Genomic DNA, 17,890 nt, shown 5'->3' with positions numbered 1-17,890 from the left:
AAAATATAAAATGGATGCAGATAAAGGAGGAAGCATATGCGCACCAAACGGGTCATTCTTCTGGCTGTTATCATCAGTCTGATTTCGGCGGCTACGATGTTCCTGTTAAACGGAGGTAAAGCAGATTGGTTCGACATCATCGGAATCATTATCGGCTGCTTTCTTGGCATATTTGTTGTTGTAAGAATACAGAAAAAGCAGGCGTGAAAAAGGGAAAGGGTCATGCTGAACCGAAGTCATGTTCAAGGACGCAAAGTCCAAACACATGAATGGGAGGAATGGCGTTGACAGGAAACAAAGCGGTTGTGTACAAAGGCAAAGGAAACGTGGCAGTGGAGGATATCGGCTATCCGGAGTTAATCTTGAGGGACGGGCCCGGCGTTCCGAAGGCGAATGTAAACCGGAAATGTGAGCACGGGGTGATTTTGAAGGTGATTACCACAAACATTTGCGGAAGCGATCAGCACATGGTCAGAGGCCGCACGACGGCCCCTGACGGCTTAGTGCTCGGGCATGAAATTACGGGAGAAGTCATTGAAACGGGGCGGGACGTTGAATTTATCAAAAAAGGCGACATTGTATCCGTTCCTTTCAATATTGCCTGCGGGCGCTGTGTGATGTGCAGAACGCAGAAAACGCATGTGTGCCTGAATGTCAATCCGGACCGGCCGGGATCGGCTTACGGCTACGTCGATATGGGCGGCTGGGTCGGCGGGCAGTCTGAATACGTCATGGTGCCGTACGCTGATTTTCAGCTGTTGGTCTTCCCGGATAAAGAACAGGCGTTAGAGAAAATTCTTGATTTAACCATGCTGTCCGACATTTTTCCGACCGGATTTCACGGGGCATATACAGCGGGCGTGCAAACAGGTTCTACCGTTTATATCGCAGGAGCGGGACCTGTCGGCTTAGCCGCCGCGCACTCCGCCCAGCTCCTTGGCGCTTCCACAGTGATTGTAGGCGATTTGAATGAAGACAGACTGGCACAGGCCAGAAGCTTTGGCTGTGAAACGGTCAACGTGCAAAAACACGACCGCCTCGGCGAACAAATTGAACAAATACTAGGTGAACCAACCGTTGATGCCGCAGTGGACTGTGTCGGCTTTGAAGCATCCGGACACGGCAGCCAAGGAGAAGCGCCGGCCGCCGTACTGAACTCGATCATGGACGTCACCCAGGTCGGCGGGAGCCTTGGCATTCCAGGCTTATACGTGACCGAAGATCCCGGTGCAAAGGATGCAGACGCCAAAACAGGCTCATTAAAGATCCGCTTCGGACTCGGCTGGGCCAAAGCCCACACCTTCGTCACCGGACAAACACCTGCCATGACATACAACCGCAATTTGATGAAAGCGATCTTGAGCGGCAGAGCGCAAATCGCAAAAGCCGTCAACGCCACTGTCATTTCTCTGGACGACGCGCCAAAAGGATACAGCGACTTTGACAAAGGAGCGGCGAAGAAATTTGTGATTGATCCGCATGGAACATTGAAATAAAAAAAAGCCGGCCGTTCAATCGAACGCCGGCTTTATTGCTGATAATCGGTTTCTTCAAAGCGATCTCCTGATTCGTCTTGGACGATTAAATTCCCTTCAATTTTGTCCAGTCCAATCAAAATATAAGGGTTTTTCTCATTTTCCTCGGAAGCCGGCTTTCGTTTCACAGTCACAATCGTTTCTTTAGGTGAGTATTTGACGTCTGACACCTCAAGCTTCTTATCCTTCTCGCTACTTCCGAGAGAGACCACGACCATTTTTTTGCCTTCTGATATGGTGAAGACTTGGTATCCTTTCACTTCATCATGTGTTTGAAGGTAATTTGCGTATAATTCTAGCTCGGAACTCCCTTCACCGATCCGATCCTTCTCTAACACCCAATAAGACGACTGACACCCAGCAAGCAGCAACATGATCACAAAAAGCCAAACCAATCTGAAGCGCACATGCAGACCTCCCCAAACATCGGTTACAACCAAACTAACATACGAGCGAAATAGAGTCATCAACAGCTTGTTTGTCGATTTGTGGATAAAACCCAGCCCGAAGCACTACTAACATGTGAATAAATAGGTTATATTGGGAAGAGAATATTTGCAAAAATGCAAGAAACCATCGGAGGATTTGAACATGAAACAAACGTATTATTCCTGTGAAGAACACATCGAAACCGTGCTGGATATGTACATAGACGACCACGAGCTGCCGCCCGAAATCAGAAAAATCGAACATACTAACAGTTTATCCACAGCCTGTGAATTATGTGGAGACCCCGCAGTATATATAGTGGGGAACGAATGATCTTACACAAAATACAGAAAAGATATCCACAATTGTGGACAACATATATGAATAACTTGTTTTTAAAGTGGGGATGACCTGTGAATATCAATATTGTGACAATCGGAAAACTAAAAGAAAAATACCTCAAGCAAGGCATTGAAGAATACACAAAACGACTTTCGGCCTACGCAAAAATCGACATCATCGAACTCCCGGACGAAAAAGCGCCGGAAAACCTAAGTGACCAGGACATGAAAATCATAAAAGACAAAGAAGGCGACCGCATCCTATCCAAAATCAGCCCCGACGCCCACGTCATCGCCCTCGCCATCGAAGGAAAAATGAAAACATCCGAAGAACTAGCCGATACAATAGATAAGCTGGCTACTTATGGAAAAAGCAAAGTTACTTTCGTTATCGGCGGATCACTCGGATTGAGCGACGCGGTAATGAAGCGAGCGGATGATAAGCTGTCGTTTTCGAAAATGACGTTTCCTCATCAGTTGATGCGTCTCATACTAGTGGAGCAGATTTATCGGGCTTTTCGGATTAATCGTGGGGAGCCTTATCATAAGTAAATGTGGTTTTAACCAACTAATCATTTATTATTAAATAGTGAGTATTAAAAGAATTAACAGCCTTACTAATTTAAAGTGAGGCTATTTTATTTTTGGTAATTATAGTATAATATTAAATGAAGATACTTATGTAATGTTTGTAGTTAAACATTATAAGTTTATAGGTTGAATTTTTTAAGGATATACGATTGCAGTTCAAAAGGATATATGTTTTCAGGGTATTAAATATAGTTCATTAATATAATAATTATTAAAATCCAGGAAGGAGTAAATGGTAATTTTGAATAATAAAGAAAATTTTTATATTGATATTAAAAATAGAGCGATGGAAATTTATGAACAATACCAGTACCTTGTAAAAGAAGCTTTAAAAGATGAAAATGATACCTCAAAATATAATTTGAAATTTTGTCTTAAAGAAGATTCAAATTTAGGAGGAAAAGCTTGGTCTAGTAACTATCTAGACAATATACAAGTAAATAAAGGAGTTATAGATAATTTTTTTGAATATTTTTATGGGTTTACAAAAATGAAAACGGATGATTTTATGAAAAAATTACGTATCGATGAAGATGAAGAAACATCGTATGAGTTTATAAAATTTGATAGTAATGGTAACGCTAATCTTTTTGATAGTAAAGTTATAGATTATAAATTAGCTGGATTACTTACAATTTTTGTTTCTCGTTTTATTATTACTCATGAATTAGGCCATCTACTTAACGGGCATTGTGAATATATAAATTCAAAAGAGCAAAATAGTGAAAATAGTGTACAATACATTTCGATGTTTGAAGAAGATAATAGCAAAAATATAAAAAACGTTTCATCACTAGATTTCAGAACATTAGAAATGGATGCAGATGCATTTGCCGCCACGGATAATTTTAGAAATTTAATCTTACTTTATGAAAAATTTGAAGAAATGGTTGATCAAGATTTAAATATAAAACCTATAGAATTATTTTATTGGTGGTCATTTGCAATTAGAAGTAATTTTATAATAACACAGAGAATTTTAAGTGACGAGGAATATAGATTAGATAAAAAGCATTTGCCGAGTGTAGCACGATGGATTTTAATCCTAGGGTCAGTAGTAAATATTATAGATGAGGGTATATATAAGATAAATTATAGGGCTGGAGATAACAAAGAAAAATTATTAAAATCATTAACTACGGGATTTTTATTTGCAGAAAATTGTTATAATGAACGTTTTTATACAAATTATAATTGTTTAGAAGAAACTATTAATAGCGCAGATTATGGACATTACGCAACAGCAACTCAAAGGAATTGGGAGAATCTTAGAAGTGAATTAAAGAAATTTTCAAGATTGCTTCTGTATAAATCAAATAATGTATAAATGGAACTCGCTTTATTAGAAAATTAGTAAGGCGTTTTTTACACTAAGTATCATCAAAATATTATTTTAATGTATTACTGACTTATTTTCTTTTATATAAAGCATTTTATTTTTCCTTACGTAAACCGCACTGAGTTATGTCAAGGGGAGCCTTATCATAAATAGGTTTTGGCTTGAGATGAAATATAAACTATGGCTTCCTCTTCTGTGTAAATACCAGAACCCGTTTCCACTAAATTTAGAACTAAGAAAAAAGTGAGGAGATTTTTCTTGTAGTGATGAAGAGCTGGAACTAGCAGTAATCTAGTCATTGCAAAGTAAAAAGGAGAAATCTCAATGGTAAAGTCAATAATCTTAGAAAGAAAAAAATTTGAATGGAGGATACCAAATTTGATAGAACGAAGTAAATTATCTGAACATAAATTTGAAAAGGGAAAATTAATTACTCCATTCAATCAGCAGTTCCAAGGATTATTAAAAGAGGAATCTTGGTATTATAGACGTATGCCTGAGTATGTATGGTTAGGGTTAATAGTAAATAGTGGAGAAAGAAATGCTAAACTAGAAAAGTGTCTAAGAATTATGAACTGTCTGCATGAATTGGAATCGGACGAAGGGAAGGAAATTATCTTACCTAGAATGTCACTAGTATTTAGCCTTTCTAATGAGAAACAAAAGGTCTTTTATAATTTATTGGATGAGTTACAAGTTATAGAATCATTAGGACCACTATCGTTAGTTTTTCAGAATCAATCTCCTGAATTCCTACAATCTATCAAGGGATATAATAGCTCTATTCAAAAACGTATTAAACAACTGAATATTATTCTAAAAGAACTTTCTGATCAACATAGTAATCTATCAACAGATATACGATTTCTAATTGTCTATAAATATATGTTATCAGGTAAACTCCAAGTACTGGATAATAGTATTTTTCCTGAAATAATCTCTCGATATCCTTATATTTCACATGATGAACCTGAAATGCAACTTTACAGACCAAATATTCGTACGCTTGAAATGGGGATTAGCACCAGTTTCCCAAAAAATTTTAAATTTGTTAGTGATTTTTGGAAGAGGGTAAGTCTTTTAACAGATTGTGAGGTTTTTTATGTGAATACTGAAACTACTAAAGACGAATCAATTGATTTAAAGAAATATAAACAACATGTGTACGATATTTTAAATTATTACAGTAAGTTACTTATAGAAACAAGGCCACTAGATAATAGATTTCTAGTTCTTCTGGGAATCGCTACATATTCTTATAAAAGGCTTATAGAGCTAGTTGATCATAATTTGGAATATACTATATCTGGTCGTTCAATTATGAGATCCATTATTGAAAACTACATGATGACTAAATACTTGTTATTAGAAGAACCGAACCACGACGATATATGGAGAGAATATCAGGACTATGGTATTGGCCAATACAAACTGATTTATGGACGTTATGCTGATGATCAACCCACAATTGAGGGAGGCCATGTTCCATTCGAATATATTAACCTCTTGGTATCAGAGTTTAAGAATGAAGAGTTTATTGATATTGACACTAGCTATTTTGGTTTAGGAAATATCCGATCTAAATTTAAAAAGGTGAATGAAGAAGACTTATGGAAATACTATTATGACTATGATTCTATATTTGAACATGGGCTTTGGGGAGCAATACGAGAAAGTTCTATACTGAAGTGTTCTGCCTCAGGACATCAATACCATGGGATACCTGATATTGATAACTTTCAAAAACTCTCTAGTGTAGCTCATGATTGTGTAATGATAATGAATAAACATTTAAAGTTACTGGAAGATCAGTATAATCTCCCCGAGATATTTCAGGAGGAGAACCAAAATGAATAATCCTTTATTTAAAGAGCTTATTATTGTCCAGAATGATTATCTTTCCTTATTAAAGAAACTAGACAAGTTTCCACAGAATGAAATTTCATTGGCAATGATAGACTCGATTAATGTCTTTTGGTATGAAAATAGGAATATTGTAAATTTAGTATTTGAGTATCTTTTTAGGGGGAGAGATACGTATTGCTTTAGTGCTGCTACGATTTTTGACATAGATGATAAAGATCAAAATAGTTTCTTTCTAATGGGAGATTATCATGTTTTTGATGACCCGCTTCCAAGTTATCTGAATACTTTAATCGGTGTTACAGACGAGGTCTATTTAAAAAATATGAAAAGGATTATTTCAGACACAATTAAAGATAATATCAGAATAATTGATGAAATTAAAAGTGACCTCATTATCTTACCTTTACGTTATACATCAGTAATATTAAATCAACATTATAATGATCTTGATCAATTAGCCGAAAATATATTCTGTAATTTTTTCACCAGTATCACAAATATTAAGGAATATAAGTATAAAGTAGTAACAACAGGAGATCTTATTGAGCATTTAGATCACCAAAATTCAGCATCAATTCTTCTATTTGATGGTGATAATCCAACCGAGACATGGGAATACAGAATTCAAAAATACAGAGAAGAAAACGATTATTTTGATATGGACTCACTTTCGAGTGGAGAGATGTTCTTTCTGGCTGTTTTTGGAAATATTAGACAAGCATTAGCTCTTATTGATATTGCTAGAAATTTTGAAGTAATACCTTTTATTCGTTCGTTTATCCCTCTACACTACTATATATTATTGTCATCAGTACTAGAACATAATTCAAACCCAGAGTTAAGATGTAATCAAGTAAAGTATAGTCTTTGGAAAACTAAAGTCTCTTATTTTTTATACCAGGAGTTTAGAAAACGGAAAATTAATTTCTGTTTAGGAGAGTTAAACCAAAAGGCTAGTTATACCGGTTTTGAATCTAAAGTATTTGCTGACTTAGAGGGTTCAGATGATAAGCAAGAAATTTCTACAATTAGATTAGTTGTGAATAAATATTTGGATGAAATAGAAAAAAGTTAAATGGAAATTTGGAACTATCAAACAATCACCAAATATAAGTTTTTTACTTTTAAATAGGCTCTGTTATCGTTGGATGTAGAATTAAAATCTGTTAATTTATACTTTCTCTAAACCTCTTCTTAGATTTCTCGGTTATTGTCAGTTCGATTGCTTTATTTAATGTTACGAGTATCAACAGAGCCAATTATTTTTTCCAAGTGCTAAATTTTAGTTTTTTAAGCTTCTTTGGGTCCTTTTTAAGAAAGAGTAATTTAAAATGGTCATGTCTGTCTTTTCCTGTGATAAAACAACAACTTTTGTATTTTTCCCCTTATTTGCATACGGATTATTTCTGCCCAATTCTTTATATTCGTCATTTAAATCTCGACTGATTTGAAGTTACCATTTATCATATGGGCTTGTCCAATTCTTCATTAGGTTCTCCAGCATAGAATAATTGTATTCTTTGCCTTCAGGAAAAAGAACCGTATATTTATTTATGTTCTGTAAAATCAAATCGATTTCAAACTTATTAATCAAACTTAAATGTCCTTTTTTTGCTAAAAATTATTAATAATCTATCTTCTCATGTTTATAAATAACTTCACGATAGAATCTTCTTCGGATTAGTTTGATTGCAGATCATTTAATTTTGTGTTCGTAAAAAAATATCTTCCTACTATATTTGTACTGGTATAATTACGCACTTATGTACGAGCAGTAAGCAGACTTGTTAGCAATTAGCGATACTAAATAGTTATATGAAAACCACAAAAAAAGAGCCCAGAGAATATAATCCCTGAACCCCACATCCCTCACTTCATATACCGATACTCCCGCAAACTCTCCAAAATCGCAACTTCCTGCAGCAGTTCCTCACCCACATTCGTTTCCTTCACTTTCTTCCGCTCTAACTCCTTGTCCACTAATCGTTTCACCGTTAAGACATCGGTTCCGGTGCTTAGGACTTCTGCCTTGGAGTTAAAGTGTTTATGGGCGACGAGCTGCATGCCGTAGGAGTTGTATAACAGCGTGTAGCCGGCGATGCCTGTTGTGGATTGGTAGGCTTTGGAGAAGCCGCCGTCGATGACGATCATTTTTCCGTTTGCTTTGATTGGGTCTTCTCCTTCGATTTCTTTTACGGGTGTATGGCCGTTGATGATATGGCCATGATCTGGATTGAGGCCGAATTCTGCCAGGATGTTTCGGCAGGTTGCCTCGTCCTCTCGTAAATAATAATACGGGTTTTTCTTTTCTTTATGCGTTTCCTTCTCTTTAATGAAATACCGCTCAAATGTCGTCATGGCACGTTTTCCGAAGAGGGAGGAGTACTCGCCTGTCCATAAATACCAAGCCATATCTGTCGCCAGATCATCGGTTTCTTCCGGGTGGGCAAACGCTTCCCGCAAGAACCGCTCAAATACATCGAGCAGCTCACGGCCCGCATACGGTTTATCCTCAATCATCATCGTTTCCATATTGCCGTTTTCATCGACAGGAATACAGCCGTGAATCAACAGGTTGCCGTTATATTTTAAATAAAGGCTGCCTTTTTTCATCATAAACTTCATATGGCGGCCCAGCTTTTCGGAATGCTGGACAGAGAATAGCAGCTTGTCTATGACTTCTGCTTCTTCTTCTAATAGCTGATCTGGCTGTTCCGGATTGATTGTCGCAAAGCAGGTGTTTTCCAGTTGATATGTTTTTCCATTCAGCGTAATCTCATTTTTGTCATAATCAATTTTTTCTAATAACAGCCGTTCCTCCATATTAAAGTTCGGCCGTCTCTTGATAATCGGGCTCTCAAGCTTGAATTGGATCATGGCAATGGCTTGATGGATTTTTGTGATTTGCTTAATCTCATCCTCTGGCCTGTTGTCGTCTGCTTTTGGACGGAACGCTGGATTATCTTCGTAATATTTTTCGGCCAGATTCATCAGCGGTCTTAAATTGATGCCGTACACGTCTTCAATAATGTCCAGGTTGTCATAGCGGGCACAGATACGGATAATATTGGCCAGGCACACTTTGGAACCGGAGTAGGCACCGATCCAAAGGACATCGTGATTTCCCCACTGAATATCGACAGAATGATAATTGATCAGCTCCTCCATAATCCGATCCGGCTGCGGTCCGCGGTCGTAAATATCGCCGACCACATGCAGATGGTCGACCACCAGTCGCTGAACGCTGTACGCAAGGCCGGTGATCAGCTTATCGGCTTGGCCAAGTTCAATGATCTGGTCTATGATTTCGGAGTAATATTGCTCCTTGTTGCCAGCTTGTTCTGTTTTGTATAGCAGCTCCTCCGTAATATAAGCAAACTGGGCAGGCAGTGCTTTACGCAGTTTGGAGCGGGTATACTTCGAGGAGCAATAAGAAACAAGCCTAATCATTCGGTTAATCGTTTCTTTATACCACTCGTTTAACGCTTCTTTCGCATCAAAATCATGTTTGATTAACTTCAGTTTGTCTTCCGGATAATAGACCAATGCTGCTAAGTCATCAATTTCTTTATCGTAAATGACACCACTGAAAATGTCGCGTATCTTTTCTTTTACTCGTCCCGAACCATTACGCAGCACGTGCTGGAATGCCTGATACTCCCCGTGCAAATCACTGACAAAATGCTCGGTGCCTTTTGGCAGGTTCAGTATCGCTTTCAAATTAATGATTTCCGTTACCACTTTTTCTTCACAATCGTATTTTTGTGCGAGTAAATCTAAGTACTTGCTTTCCAAAACCGTCCATCCCCTTTTTAGAATAAACCCCTATTTATGAGCATGTGCATATCAGGTTAATTTAAAAGTATGTCATTATTTTTCATCATTGGACCTTTATATGATAGTAACGCATAACTCCTTTTAGAGACAATGAAAATGAGGGAAAGAGGGCCGAGATGAGCGGGAATAAAGAAAAAGCAGAAAAAAAGAGAAAAAGATTAAGGCAGCTAGAGCTAAAAAAACCTTTCAGCAGTATTTACGGAGGAGGTTGTTAAGTCAAGGGCTTAGGCTAAAAGGTTCAGTATCCTCCTTATTGTTGTTATCAATATGTATTGATACGGTATTGATGATCCATTTATTTAGCTTGTTTGTCAGTCATCTTGTAAGGAATTGCCTTGAGGAAACTGCTGTTGTTGTACATTGAGTGTTATATATTGTAAACTAGAGTGAAAGATCTCCAAATTAATCCTTAAAAAACATTTTTTACAGTTCCGCACCGGAAACGAAAGAGGCACCTTGAAAATTCAAATATTTCCTAGGAGTATGTATATGAATATAGCGAATTATACTTTAAAAGTGAAAGGCAAAACGTTACTTCAGGATACTGACTTACATTTTTCTAATGGGGAAATGAACCATATTGTCGGAAAAAATGGAGTCGGTAAATCACAGCTTGCTAAAGATTTTTTATTAAATAATAGCAAACGAATCGGTAAAGATATTCGTAAAAATGTTTCATTAATATCTAGCTCGTCGAACATACCTCATGATGTTTCTAAGGACTTTTTATTAAACTTTTTGAGTGAAAAGTTTGATTCAGAAATGATAAATAAGATTGCGAGTTTACTTAATCTTGATAATATAGATGGTAAAGTTCTTATCAAAAACTTAAGTGATGGACAAAAGCAAAAATTGAAATTGCTTAGCTTTTTGCTGGAGGACAAAAATATTATTGTTTTAGATGAAATAACGAACTCGTTAGACAAAAAAACGGTTATGGAAATTCATCGTTTTCTGAAAAAGTATATCCAGGAGAACCCAGAGAAGACGATCATTAATATTACACACGATTTGTCTGATTTAAAGGCGATAGAAGGCCATTATTACATATTTAACAACCAAAAAATTGAAAAATATAATTCAGTAGATAAATTAATTGAAGTGTATATAAATGAGTAATAAAACAGTGGGGGCTTAAGATGAAATTAGAGTTTAAAAAAAGTATTAGCAACAAAGTTTTCATTATTTTAGGATCTATGTTTGTATTTTTATTTTTACTGGGTTATTTTTTATTGGTTGGAATCGATAAAGTCAGCAATGTTACACCTGAGATGTTTTTCTTTAGCTCCTATACCGTTGCTACTCAGTTTGGTTTGTTGTTATTTTCATTTGTTATCGCTTTTTTTATTAATCGAGAATATTCAAATAAAAATATTCTCTTTTATAAATTAATTGGGGAAAACATTTTTACTTTCTTTTATAAAAAGATAGCTGTTTTATTTTTGGAATGTTTTGTGTTTATCGCGCTTGGTCTGCTCATCATCTCGTTGATGTACCATGATTTTTCCCATTTTGCATTATTGCTCTTTTTATTTTCTGCCGTTATATTGCAGTATATTTTAATTATTGGAACTATAAGTATGTTATGTTCGAATATATTAACTAGTATAGGTGTTAGTATCGTTTATTGGATTACTTCAGTTATTTTAGTAGCAATAAGCAATAAAACGTTTGGTTTTATTGCTCCTTTTGAGGCAGGTAACACTATGTATCACCGAATAGAAAACGTGTTGCAGTCTAATCATATGACACTTGGTAATCATGATATTTTATATATTATTTTATATTTAATTTCAATCATGATAATAAACGTAATTGTACTTCGCTTTTCTAAAACGAGATGGGTCAAAATGGGCATTTAATAAGATGGAGCTACTTCTCGTGAAGTAGCTTTTTTATGTACTAATAGCGCTAAACCTGCATACCTGAAGCAGCTAGCTAATCTTCCAACTTAGAACTAGACAGTTAAACATAAGTGGTCACAAAAAATCTCCACTGAGTACCAAGATAGCTTTGTACTCAGTGGAGGTTTGTTTTGTAATTTATAAACAAATTCTGCAACAGACTTTTATGGTATCCTTAATGATTTACCCACCCGAAATCCTATTATTTCCCGAATTTCACAACAAAAAACTATTCGCCTGCACCACAAACTGCGACTGCTCATAATGATAAGAGATTTTCGAGAAATCAAACGGCTGCCCATTTGTCAGATGAAAAATACTCTCTATATAAAGCTTGGGCAGTCCAGCCTTCAGCCCCAAGTACTCCGCTTCTTCCTCATTAAGCTGACCCACGTGAAGAAACAAATCAGAAAAGCCAATCTTCAGTCCCAATCCTTCCCGGATGTAATGAAAGATTGAGTGAGACACAATTTCCTTGTTCAAGTACGTTACGATGGATTTGTTGTAATAGGATTCTTCGTAGCATAGGGTTTGGCCGTTGATGTAGCGGACCCTTTTGACAAAGTAGATGTCCTCATCTTGTCCGATGTTGAGGTTTTCTGCCGCTTCCGGTGTTGGCTTTCTCACGTCTAGTTCAATGACTTTTGAGGTGACATTAAAATCCTCGAGGTCTTTTTTAAATCCTTGATTCGACAGGAGGCTGATGTAGCCTTTTCGTTTATGCTTTCGGACGAAGATGCCGCTTCCTCTAAGCTGAAAGATCGCGCCTTTTTGTTCTAGTAGATCCAGAGACTTTGTGATTGTGCTTTTGCTGACCTCAAACTGGGCCATGAGGGTTTCTAGCACTGGCAGCTTATCTCCCTGTTTAAGCTCGTGTTCTTCTATATACTTTTCGATCTCCGCTGCGATTTGCTGGTACTTTAACATACGCATTCCTCATTCATTCGTTTAGTTTCACTTGTCAAAATTATATCATAAACCGCTTACAGAAATGATAAAGGTATAAATACTTTGTTAGAGTATTGATAAATTATACCGGTACAATTATAATGAAAGCGTAACCAAAACAAAGGGGTGGGTGAAAATGTCGGGGAAAGTGAGAGATTATACGAGACTAGCAAAAGACATTTTGGAGGCGGTAGGCGGGGAAGAGAATGTGATAGGAGCTTCTCGCTGCGCAACCAGGCTTCGCTTGGTGCTAAAGCGGTCTAAGCCGCAAGCGAAAGATATCGTTAAATCCATGCCCGGCGTGATTACGGTCGTGGAGAACAGCGGGCAATTTCAGATTGTTATTGGACAGCATGTAGGGGACGTTTTCGAAGCGTTTTCGAAGCTGGTCAATATTGATCTGACTGGTGACCAGAGCGAAAATAAAGGAACGATCCTGAACCGTGTTATCGCGACCATGTCAGCGGTATTTGCGCCATTTGTGTACATTTTGGCTGCGGCCGGTATTTTGCAAGGTGCATTAATTCTCATTAATTTATTGTTTGATGGCTTTGAGAAAACGGGAACTTATCAGGTTTTTAGTTTCATATCATGGGCGCCGTTTACGTTTTTGCCTATTTTTATCGCGATTACGGCATCAAAGCATTTTAAAACCAACATGTATATTGCTGTAGCGTGCTGTGCCGCGTTAGTCAGCCCGACATGGGCGGAGATGGCGACTCAAATCGCAGACGGAAAGAGCATTTCCTTCTTAGGGATTGCTTTATCGCAAACGACATACACGTCTTCCGTGCTGCCGCCATTATTTCTAGTATGGATGTTGTCTTACCTTGAACGATTCTTGAATAAGAGAATGAACGAAGTGATCAGACCGTTATTTGTTCCTTTCCTATGTATGGTCATTATGGTGCCAGTAACAATTGTCCTCATTGGCCCTGTGACAACATTAGGCGCAAACGGAATTGCAAACGGTTACAACTTCTTGGCGGAGAACGTGCCGGCTTTGGCTGGAGCCATCATCGGCGCATTCTGGCAGGTCATCGTGATCTTTGGCGTACATTGGGGCATTACGCCTATGGTATTGGCGAACTATGATCTATACGGACGGGATTCATTCCAAGCGTATCAAACGATTGCTGTGGTTGCACAGGTTGGCGCAGTGCTTGGCGTTATCTTAAAGGCGAGAAATAAGGAAACGAGAAAAGTCAGTGTGTCAGCTGGGGCCACCGGACTGTTTGGCATTACTGAGCCGGCGATCTACGGTGTGACCTTGAGATTTAAGAAGCCGTTTATCTTTGGCTGTATTTCCGGGGCGGTTGGTGCCATCACGGCCAGTTTCTTTAATCCGTATTACTTTGCGTATGCCGGACTTCCGGGACCGCTGACGATCGTGAATGGCATCAATGAACAATTCCCGACATCCATCTGGGGTATTTTAATCGGTGCTGCGATTGCGGTGATTCTTCCTGTTGTGCTGATTCAGATCTTTGGCTATGGTGAAGATACAGCTGCACAGCCGGAAAAGGAAAGTCTTCAAACGGCACAGGCAAATGAAGAAACCGTATATGCTCCGTTTAGCGGCAAGGTCATTCCGCTTTCTAAGGTGCCTGATGAGGTATTCAGCTCAGGTGCCATGGGACAAGGCTTGGCGATCGAGCCATCCGATAATAAGCTCTATGCTCCGTTTGACGGAACCGTCGTCATGGTTGCGCCTACAAAGCACGCGATCGGTCTGCGTTCAACCTCTGGCGTCGAATTGCTTGTGCACATCGGGCTGGATACAGTGACGTTAGACGGAACTCCTTTTGCCTTAAAGGTGAAAGAGGGAGATGCAATCAAAAAAGGCGAGGTGCTTGCCGAATTTGATAAAGCACTCATTGAACAGAAAGGGTTAACAACGATTACCCCAGTCATCATCACGAATTCACATGCGTATCAGGAAATTCTCATCGAGGATCTTGAAGTAAGTGCGTTAGACCAAAAATTATTTACAGTCTTAAGCTAGGGAGGAATATAAGATGGAAAAAATGCCGAAGGATTTCTTATGGGGCGGCGCTTTAGCTGCCCACCAATTTGAAGGAGGATGGAATCAGGGCGGTAAAGGGCCAAGTGTCGTCGATGTGATGACAGCGGGTGCGCACGGCGTACCGAGAAAAATCACGGAGTCCATTGAAGAGAACGAATTTTATCCGAACCATGAAGCCATTGATTTTTATCACAGATACAAGGAAGATATCGCTTTGTTTGCGGAAATGGGATTAAAATGCTTGCGGACGTCTATCGGCTGGAGCCGGATTTTCCCGAAAGGCGATGAGGCTGAACCGAACGAAGAAGGCTTGCAGTTCTACGATAATGTATTTGATGAATTGCTGAAGCATGGAATCGAGCCGGTGATTACCCTGTCTCATTTTGAACTGCCGCTGCATCTTGCAAGAGAATACGGCGGCTTCAGAAATCGAAAAGTCGCAGACTTTTTCGTCAAATTTGCTGAGGTTTGCTTCAACCGATACAAAGATAAAGTGAAGTACTGGATGACATTCAATGAGATCAATAACCAGATGGATGTGAACAACCCTCTGTTCCTATGGACGAACTCAGGAGTTGTCGTCGGAGAAAATGAAAATGCCAAGGAAGTTATGTACCAAACGGCGCACCATGAGTTACTTGCAAGCGCATTGGCAGTGGCAAAAGGAAAGGAAATCAATCCTGAGTTCCAAATCGGGGCTATGGTGTCACACGTGCCGATTTATCCTTACTCCTCTAATCCGGAAGATGTGATGCTTGCTGAAGAAGAAATGAGACAGCGTTATTTCTTCCCGGATGTGCAGGTTCGTGGTTATTATCCAAAGTATGCGTTAAAAGAGTTTGAAAGAGAAGGATACAATATCACGTTCGAAGATGGCGATGACGAGATTTTGAGAAATGGGACAGTCGATTATTTGGGCTTCAGTTATTATATGTCGACAACTGTGAAAAGCGATGTCGAAAATGACAATACGGGAGATGTCGTAAACGGCGGATTGCCGAATAGTGTTGAAAACCCGTACATCACATCCAGTGACTGGGGCTGGGCGATTGATCCGACTGGTTTAAGATACACATTAAATCGTCTCTATGATCGATACCAAATTCCATTATTCATCGTTGAAAACGGCTTTGGGGCGGTTGATACGCTTGAAGAGGACGGTACCATCCATGATCCGGAACGTATTCAATATTTAAAATCACATATTGAAGCACTGGAAAAAGCGGTCACTTATGACGGTGTAGATTTAATCGGCTACACGCCGTGGGGCATTATTGATATCGTTTCCTTTACAACAGGCGAAATGAAAAAACGCTACGGCATGATCTATGTTGATCGTGACAACGAAGGAAATGGATCCATGAAGCGGTATAAGAAGGATTCATTTGAGTGGTACAAAAACGTCATTCAAACGAATGGTGAGGAATTATAAAGCAGATGGCCCGAAGCGAGCACTTAACCGAAGTGCCTGGTTCGGGTTTTTGATGGGCAAAAAAAGCCGCTATACTGCAGCTCGAGCAGCATAGCGGCTTTTCATATTAGTTACGGATAAGGTAATCAAACGCGCCTAAAGCGGCAGTTGCTCCTGATCCCATTGAAATAATGATTTGGTTGTAAGGGCCGTCTGTGCAGTCGCCGGCAGCGAATAAGCCTGGTACGCTTGTAGCGCCATGTTTGTCGACTACGATTTCGCCGATGCGGTTGCGTTCAACGGTTTCGTCTAACCATTCAGTGTTTGGCACGAGACCGATTTGGACGAATACACCTTGGAGTTCAACGTGTTTTTCTTCGCCTGTTTCGCGGTCTACGTATGTGATGCCGTTTACGCTCTGATCGCCTGTGATTTCTTTTGTTTGTGCATTTTTAAGTACAGTGACGTTTGGCAGGCTGTAGAGACGTTTTTGCAAGACTTCGTCTGCCTTCAGTTCCGGCGCGAACTCTAGCACAGTGACGTGATTGACAATACCTGCAAGATCAATCGCTGCTTCGATACCAGAGTTTCCGCCGCCGATAACGGCTACGTCTTTGCCTTCAAACAATGGGCCATCACAGTGCGGGCAGTATGCGACACCTTTGTTTTTGAACTCTTGTTCACCAGGTACGTTGACATTGCGCCAGCGAGCACCTGTTGAAAGGATGACTGTTTTACTTTTCAGGACAGCACCGTTTTCGAGTTCAAGTTCGAACAGATCTTTTTTCTCAAGTCGTTTTGCGCGCTGAAGGTTCATGACATCAATATCATATTCCTTCACGTGCTCTTCAAGACTTGCAGCAAGCTTCGGTCCTTCAGTTGCTTTTACGCTGATGAAGTTTTCGATGCTCAGTGTGTCGAGAACCTGTCCGCCGAAGCGTTCAGCGACAACACCTGTGCGGATTCCTTTACGCGCCGTATAAATGGCTGCACTTGCGCCGGCAGGTCCGCCGCCGACAACAAGAACGTCGTAAGGATCTTTGTCAGCAAACTCAGATGCATCTGCGCCGCTGCCCATTTTCGCAAGAATCTCTTCGAGGGTCATGCGGCCGCTTCCGAAGGATTCGCCGTTTAGATAAACCGTTGGCACTGCCATAATGTTTTTGCTTTCAACTTCTGATTTGTATGCTGCACCGTCAATCATGGTGTGAGTGATGTTCGGGTTCAGCACGCTCATCATGTTTAAAGCTTGTACAACATCAGGACAGTTGTGGCATGTCAGGCTGATATAAGATTCAAAGTGGTATTCACCGCTGATCTTCTTCACCTGATCAATGACTTTTTGATCTACCTTAGGCGGTCTGCCGCTCACTTGCAGCAATGCCAACACTAAAGAAGTGAATTCGTGTCCAAGAGGAATACCGGCGAAAGTGACGCCAGTGTCTTCTCCGACGCGGTTCACACTGAAGCTTGGCGTTCTGTTCAATTCAGCTTTTTCAACAGTAATTTTAGATGACATGGAAGCCAGCTCATCAACGAGAGCCAGCATGTCCTTAGAAGTGTCATCTTCACCTGCACTCACTTTGAGAACAATGTCGTTCTCAATTAGCTGCATGTATTGATTTAATTGTGCTTTAATATTTGGATCAAGTACCAATTGAAT

16 protein-coding genes are annotated in these 17,890 nt (G+C 39.3%); 12 read left to right on the top strand and 4 right to left on the bottom strand.

Annotation, left to right across the window (positions count from 1 at the left end; all coding sequences use genetic code 11):
- Nucleotides 1-36: 36 nt before the first annotated feature.
- Together HC660_RS20450 and fdhA are read left to right on the top strand one after the other, a co-directional pair.
- A complete protein-coding gene (locus HC660_RS20450) occupies nt 37-207 on the top strand; it encodes a hypothetical protein (RefSeq protein WP_010332581.1) in 171 nt (56 codons plus the stop codon).
- Nucleotides 208-269: 62 nt separating this feature from the next.
- Complete coding sequence (gene fdhA / locus HC660_RS20445) at nt 270-1,496, top strand: formaldehyde dehydrogenase, glutathione-independent (protein WP_101859662.1); 1,227 nt, start codon at nt 270-272, stop codon at nt 1,494-1,496.
- 32 nt (nt 1,497-1,528) lie between these two features.
- On the opposite strand, the gene HC660_RS20440 is transcribed toward fdhA, so the two are convergent.
- A complete protein-coding gene (locus HC660_RS20440; RefSeq protein WP_168749260.1) occupies nt 1,529-1,942 on the bottom strand; it encodes a hypothetical protein in 414 nt (137 codons plus the stop codon).
- Between the two features lie 184 nt (nt 1,943-2,126).
- On the opposite strand from HC660_RS20440, the gene HC660_RS20435 reads away from it, so the two are divergent.
- From HC660_RS20435 to HC660_RS20415, 5 genes are all read left to right on the top strand, one after another.
- Nucleotides 2,127-2,297, top strand: a complete 171-nt coding sequence (locus HC660_RS20435; protein WP_003236479.1) for a CxxH/CxxC protein — start codon at nt 2,127-2,129, stop codon at nt 2,295-2,297.
- Between the two features lie 80 nt (nt 2,298-2,377).
- Nucleotides 2,378-2,857 (top strand): 23S rRNA (pseudouridine(1915)-N(3))-methyltransferase RlmH, encoded by a 480-nt coding sequence (gene rlmH / locus HC660_RS20430; protein ID WP_003326142.1) that lies wholly within the window; start codon nt 2,378-2,380, stop codon nt 2,855-2,857.
- A gap of 280 nt (nt 2,858-3,137) precedes the next feature.
- A complete protein-coding gene (locus HC660_RS20425) occupies nt 3,138-4,223 on the top strand; it encodes a hypothetical protein (protein ID WP_168749259.1) in 1,086 nt (361 codons plus the stop codon).
- 336 nt (nt 4,224-4,559) lie between these two features.
- Nucleotides 4,560-6,092 carry a DUF5677 domain-containing protein gene (locus HC660_RS20420; RefSeq protein WP_168749258.1) on the top strand — a complete coding sequence of 511 codons (1,533 nt, stop codon included), beginning with the start codon at nt 4,560-4,562 and terminating at the stop codon, nt 6,090-6,092.
- Nucleotides 6,085-7,176 (top strand): hypothetical protein, encoded by a 1,092-nt coding sequence (locus HC660_RS20415; protein WP_168749256.1) that lies wholly within the window; start codon nt 6,085-6,087, stop codon nt 7,174-7,176. Before HC660_RS20420 ends, HC660_RS20415 begins: the two co-directional genes overlap by 8 nt.
- A gap of 794 nt (nt 7,177-7,970) precedes the next feature.
- On the opposite strand, the gene fbp is transcribed toward HC660_RS20415, so the two are convergent.
- Complete coding sequence (gene fbp, locus HC660_RS20410) at nt 7,971-9,896, bottom strand: fructose-1,6-bisphosphatase (protein WP_168749255.1); 1,926 nt, start codon at nt 9,894-9,896, stop codon at nt 7,971-7,973.
- Between the two features lie 158 nt (nt 9,897-10,054).
- Between fbp and HC660_RS21195 the strand changes: the two genes are divergently transcribed.
- From HC660_RS21195 to HC660_RS20400, 3 genes are all read left to right on the top strand, one after another.
- Complete coding sequence (locus tag HC660_RS21195; RefSeq protein ID WP_244956477.1) at nt 10,055-10,153, top strand: DUF6366 family protein; 99 nt, start codon at nt 10,055-10,057, stop codon at nt 10,151-10,153.
- 274 nt (nt 10,154-10,427) lie between these two features.
- The gene (locus HC660_RS20405; protein WP_168749253.1) at nt 10,428-11,057 is read left to right on the top strand and encodes a YydI family epipeptide exporter ATP-binding subunit; all 630 of its coding nucleotides are present in this window, start codon (nt 10,428-10,430) and stop codon (nt 11,055-11,057) included.
- Between the two features lie 20 nt (nt 11,058-11,077).
- Entirely contained in the window at nt 11,078-11,800 is a 723-nt protein-coding gene (locus HC660_RS20400; protein WP_168749251.1) for a YydJ family epipeptide exporter permease subunit, read from the top strand.
- 258 nt (nt 11,801-12,058) lie between these two features.
- On the opposite strand, the gene HC660_RS20395 is transcribed toward HC660_RS20400, so the two are convergent.
- On the bottom strand, nt 12,059-12,769 hold the full coding sequence (locus HC660_RS20395) for a GntR family transcriptional regulator (protein WP_168749250.1): 711 nt from the start codon (nt 12,767-12,769) through the stop codon (nt 12,059-12,061).
- A 157-nt stretch (nt 12,770-12,926) separates the two neighbouring features.
- On the opposite strand from HC660_RS20395, the gene HC660_RS20390 reads away from it, so the two are divergent.
- Together HC660_RS20390 and bglA are read left to right on the top strand one after the other, a co-directional pair.
- Nucleotides 12,927-14,795, top strand: coding sequence for a beta-glucoside-specific PTS transporter subunit IIABC (locus tag HC660_RS20390; RefSeq protein WP_168749249.1), 1,869 nt, complete (start codon nt 12,927-12,929; stop codon nt 14,793-14,795).
- A 13-nt stretch (nt 14,796-14,808) separates the two neighbouring features.
- Nucleotides 14,809-16,248, top strand: a complete 1,440-nt coding sequence (gene bglA / locus HC660_RS20385) for a 6-phospho-beta-glucosidase BglA (protein ID WP_168749247.1) — start codon at nt 14,809-14,811, stop codon at nt 16,246-16,248.
- A gap of 106 nt (nt 16,249-16,354) precedes the next feature.
- Here bglA and ahpF read toward each other — a convergent pair whose 3' ends face one another.
- On the bottom strand, nt 16,355-17,884 hold the full coding sequence (ahpF, locus tag HC660_RS20380; protein ID WP_151174649.1) for an alkyl hydroperoxide reductase subunit F: 1,530 nt from the start codon (nt 17,882-17,884) through the stop codon (nt 16,355-16,357).
- Nucleotides 17,885-17,890 lie beyond the last annotated feature (6 nt).

Origin of the sequence: Bacillus mojavensis, assembly GCF_012648005.1 — a bacterium.
GTDB lineage: Bacteria > Bacillota > Bacilli > Bacillales > Bacillaceae > Bacillus > Bacillus mojavensis.
The sequence above is the reverse complement of the archived record's forward strand: the minus strand, read 5'-3'. Positions and strand labels throughout refer to the sequence as shown.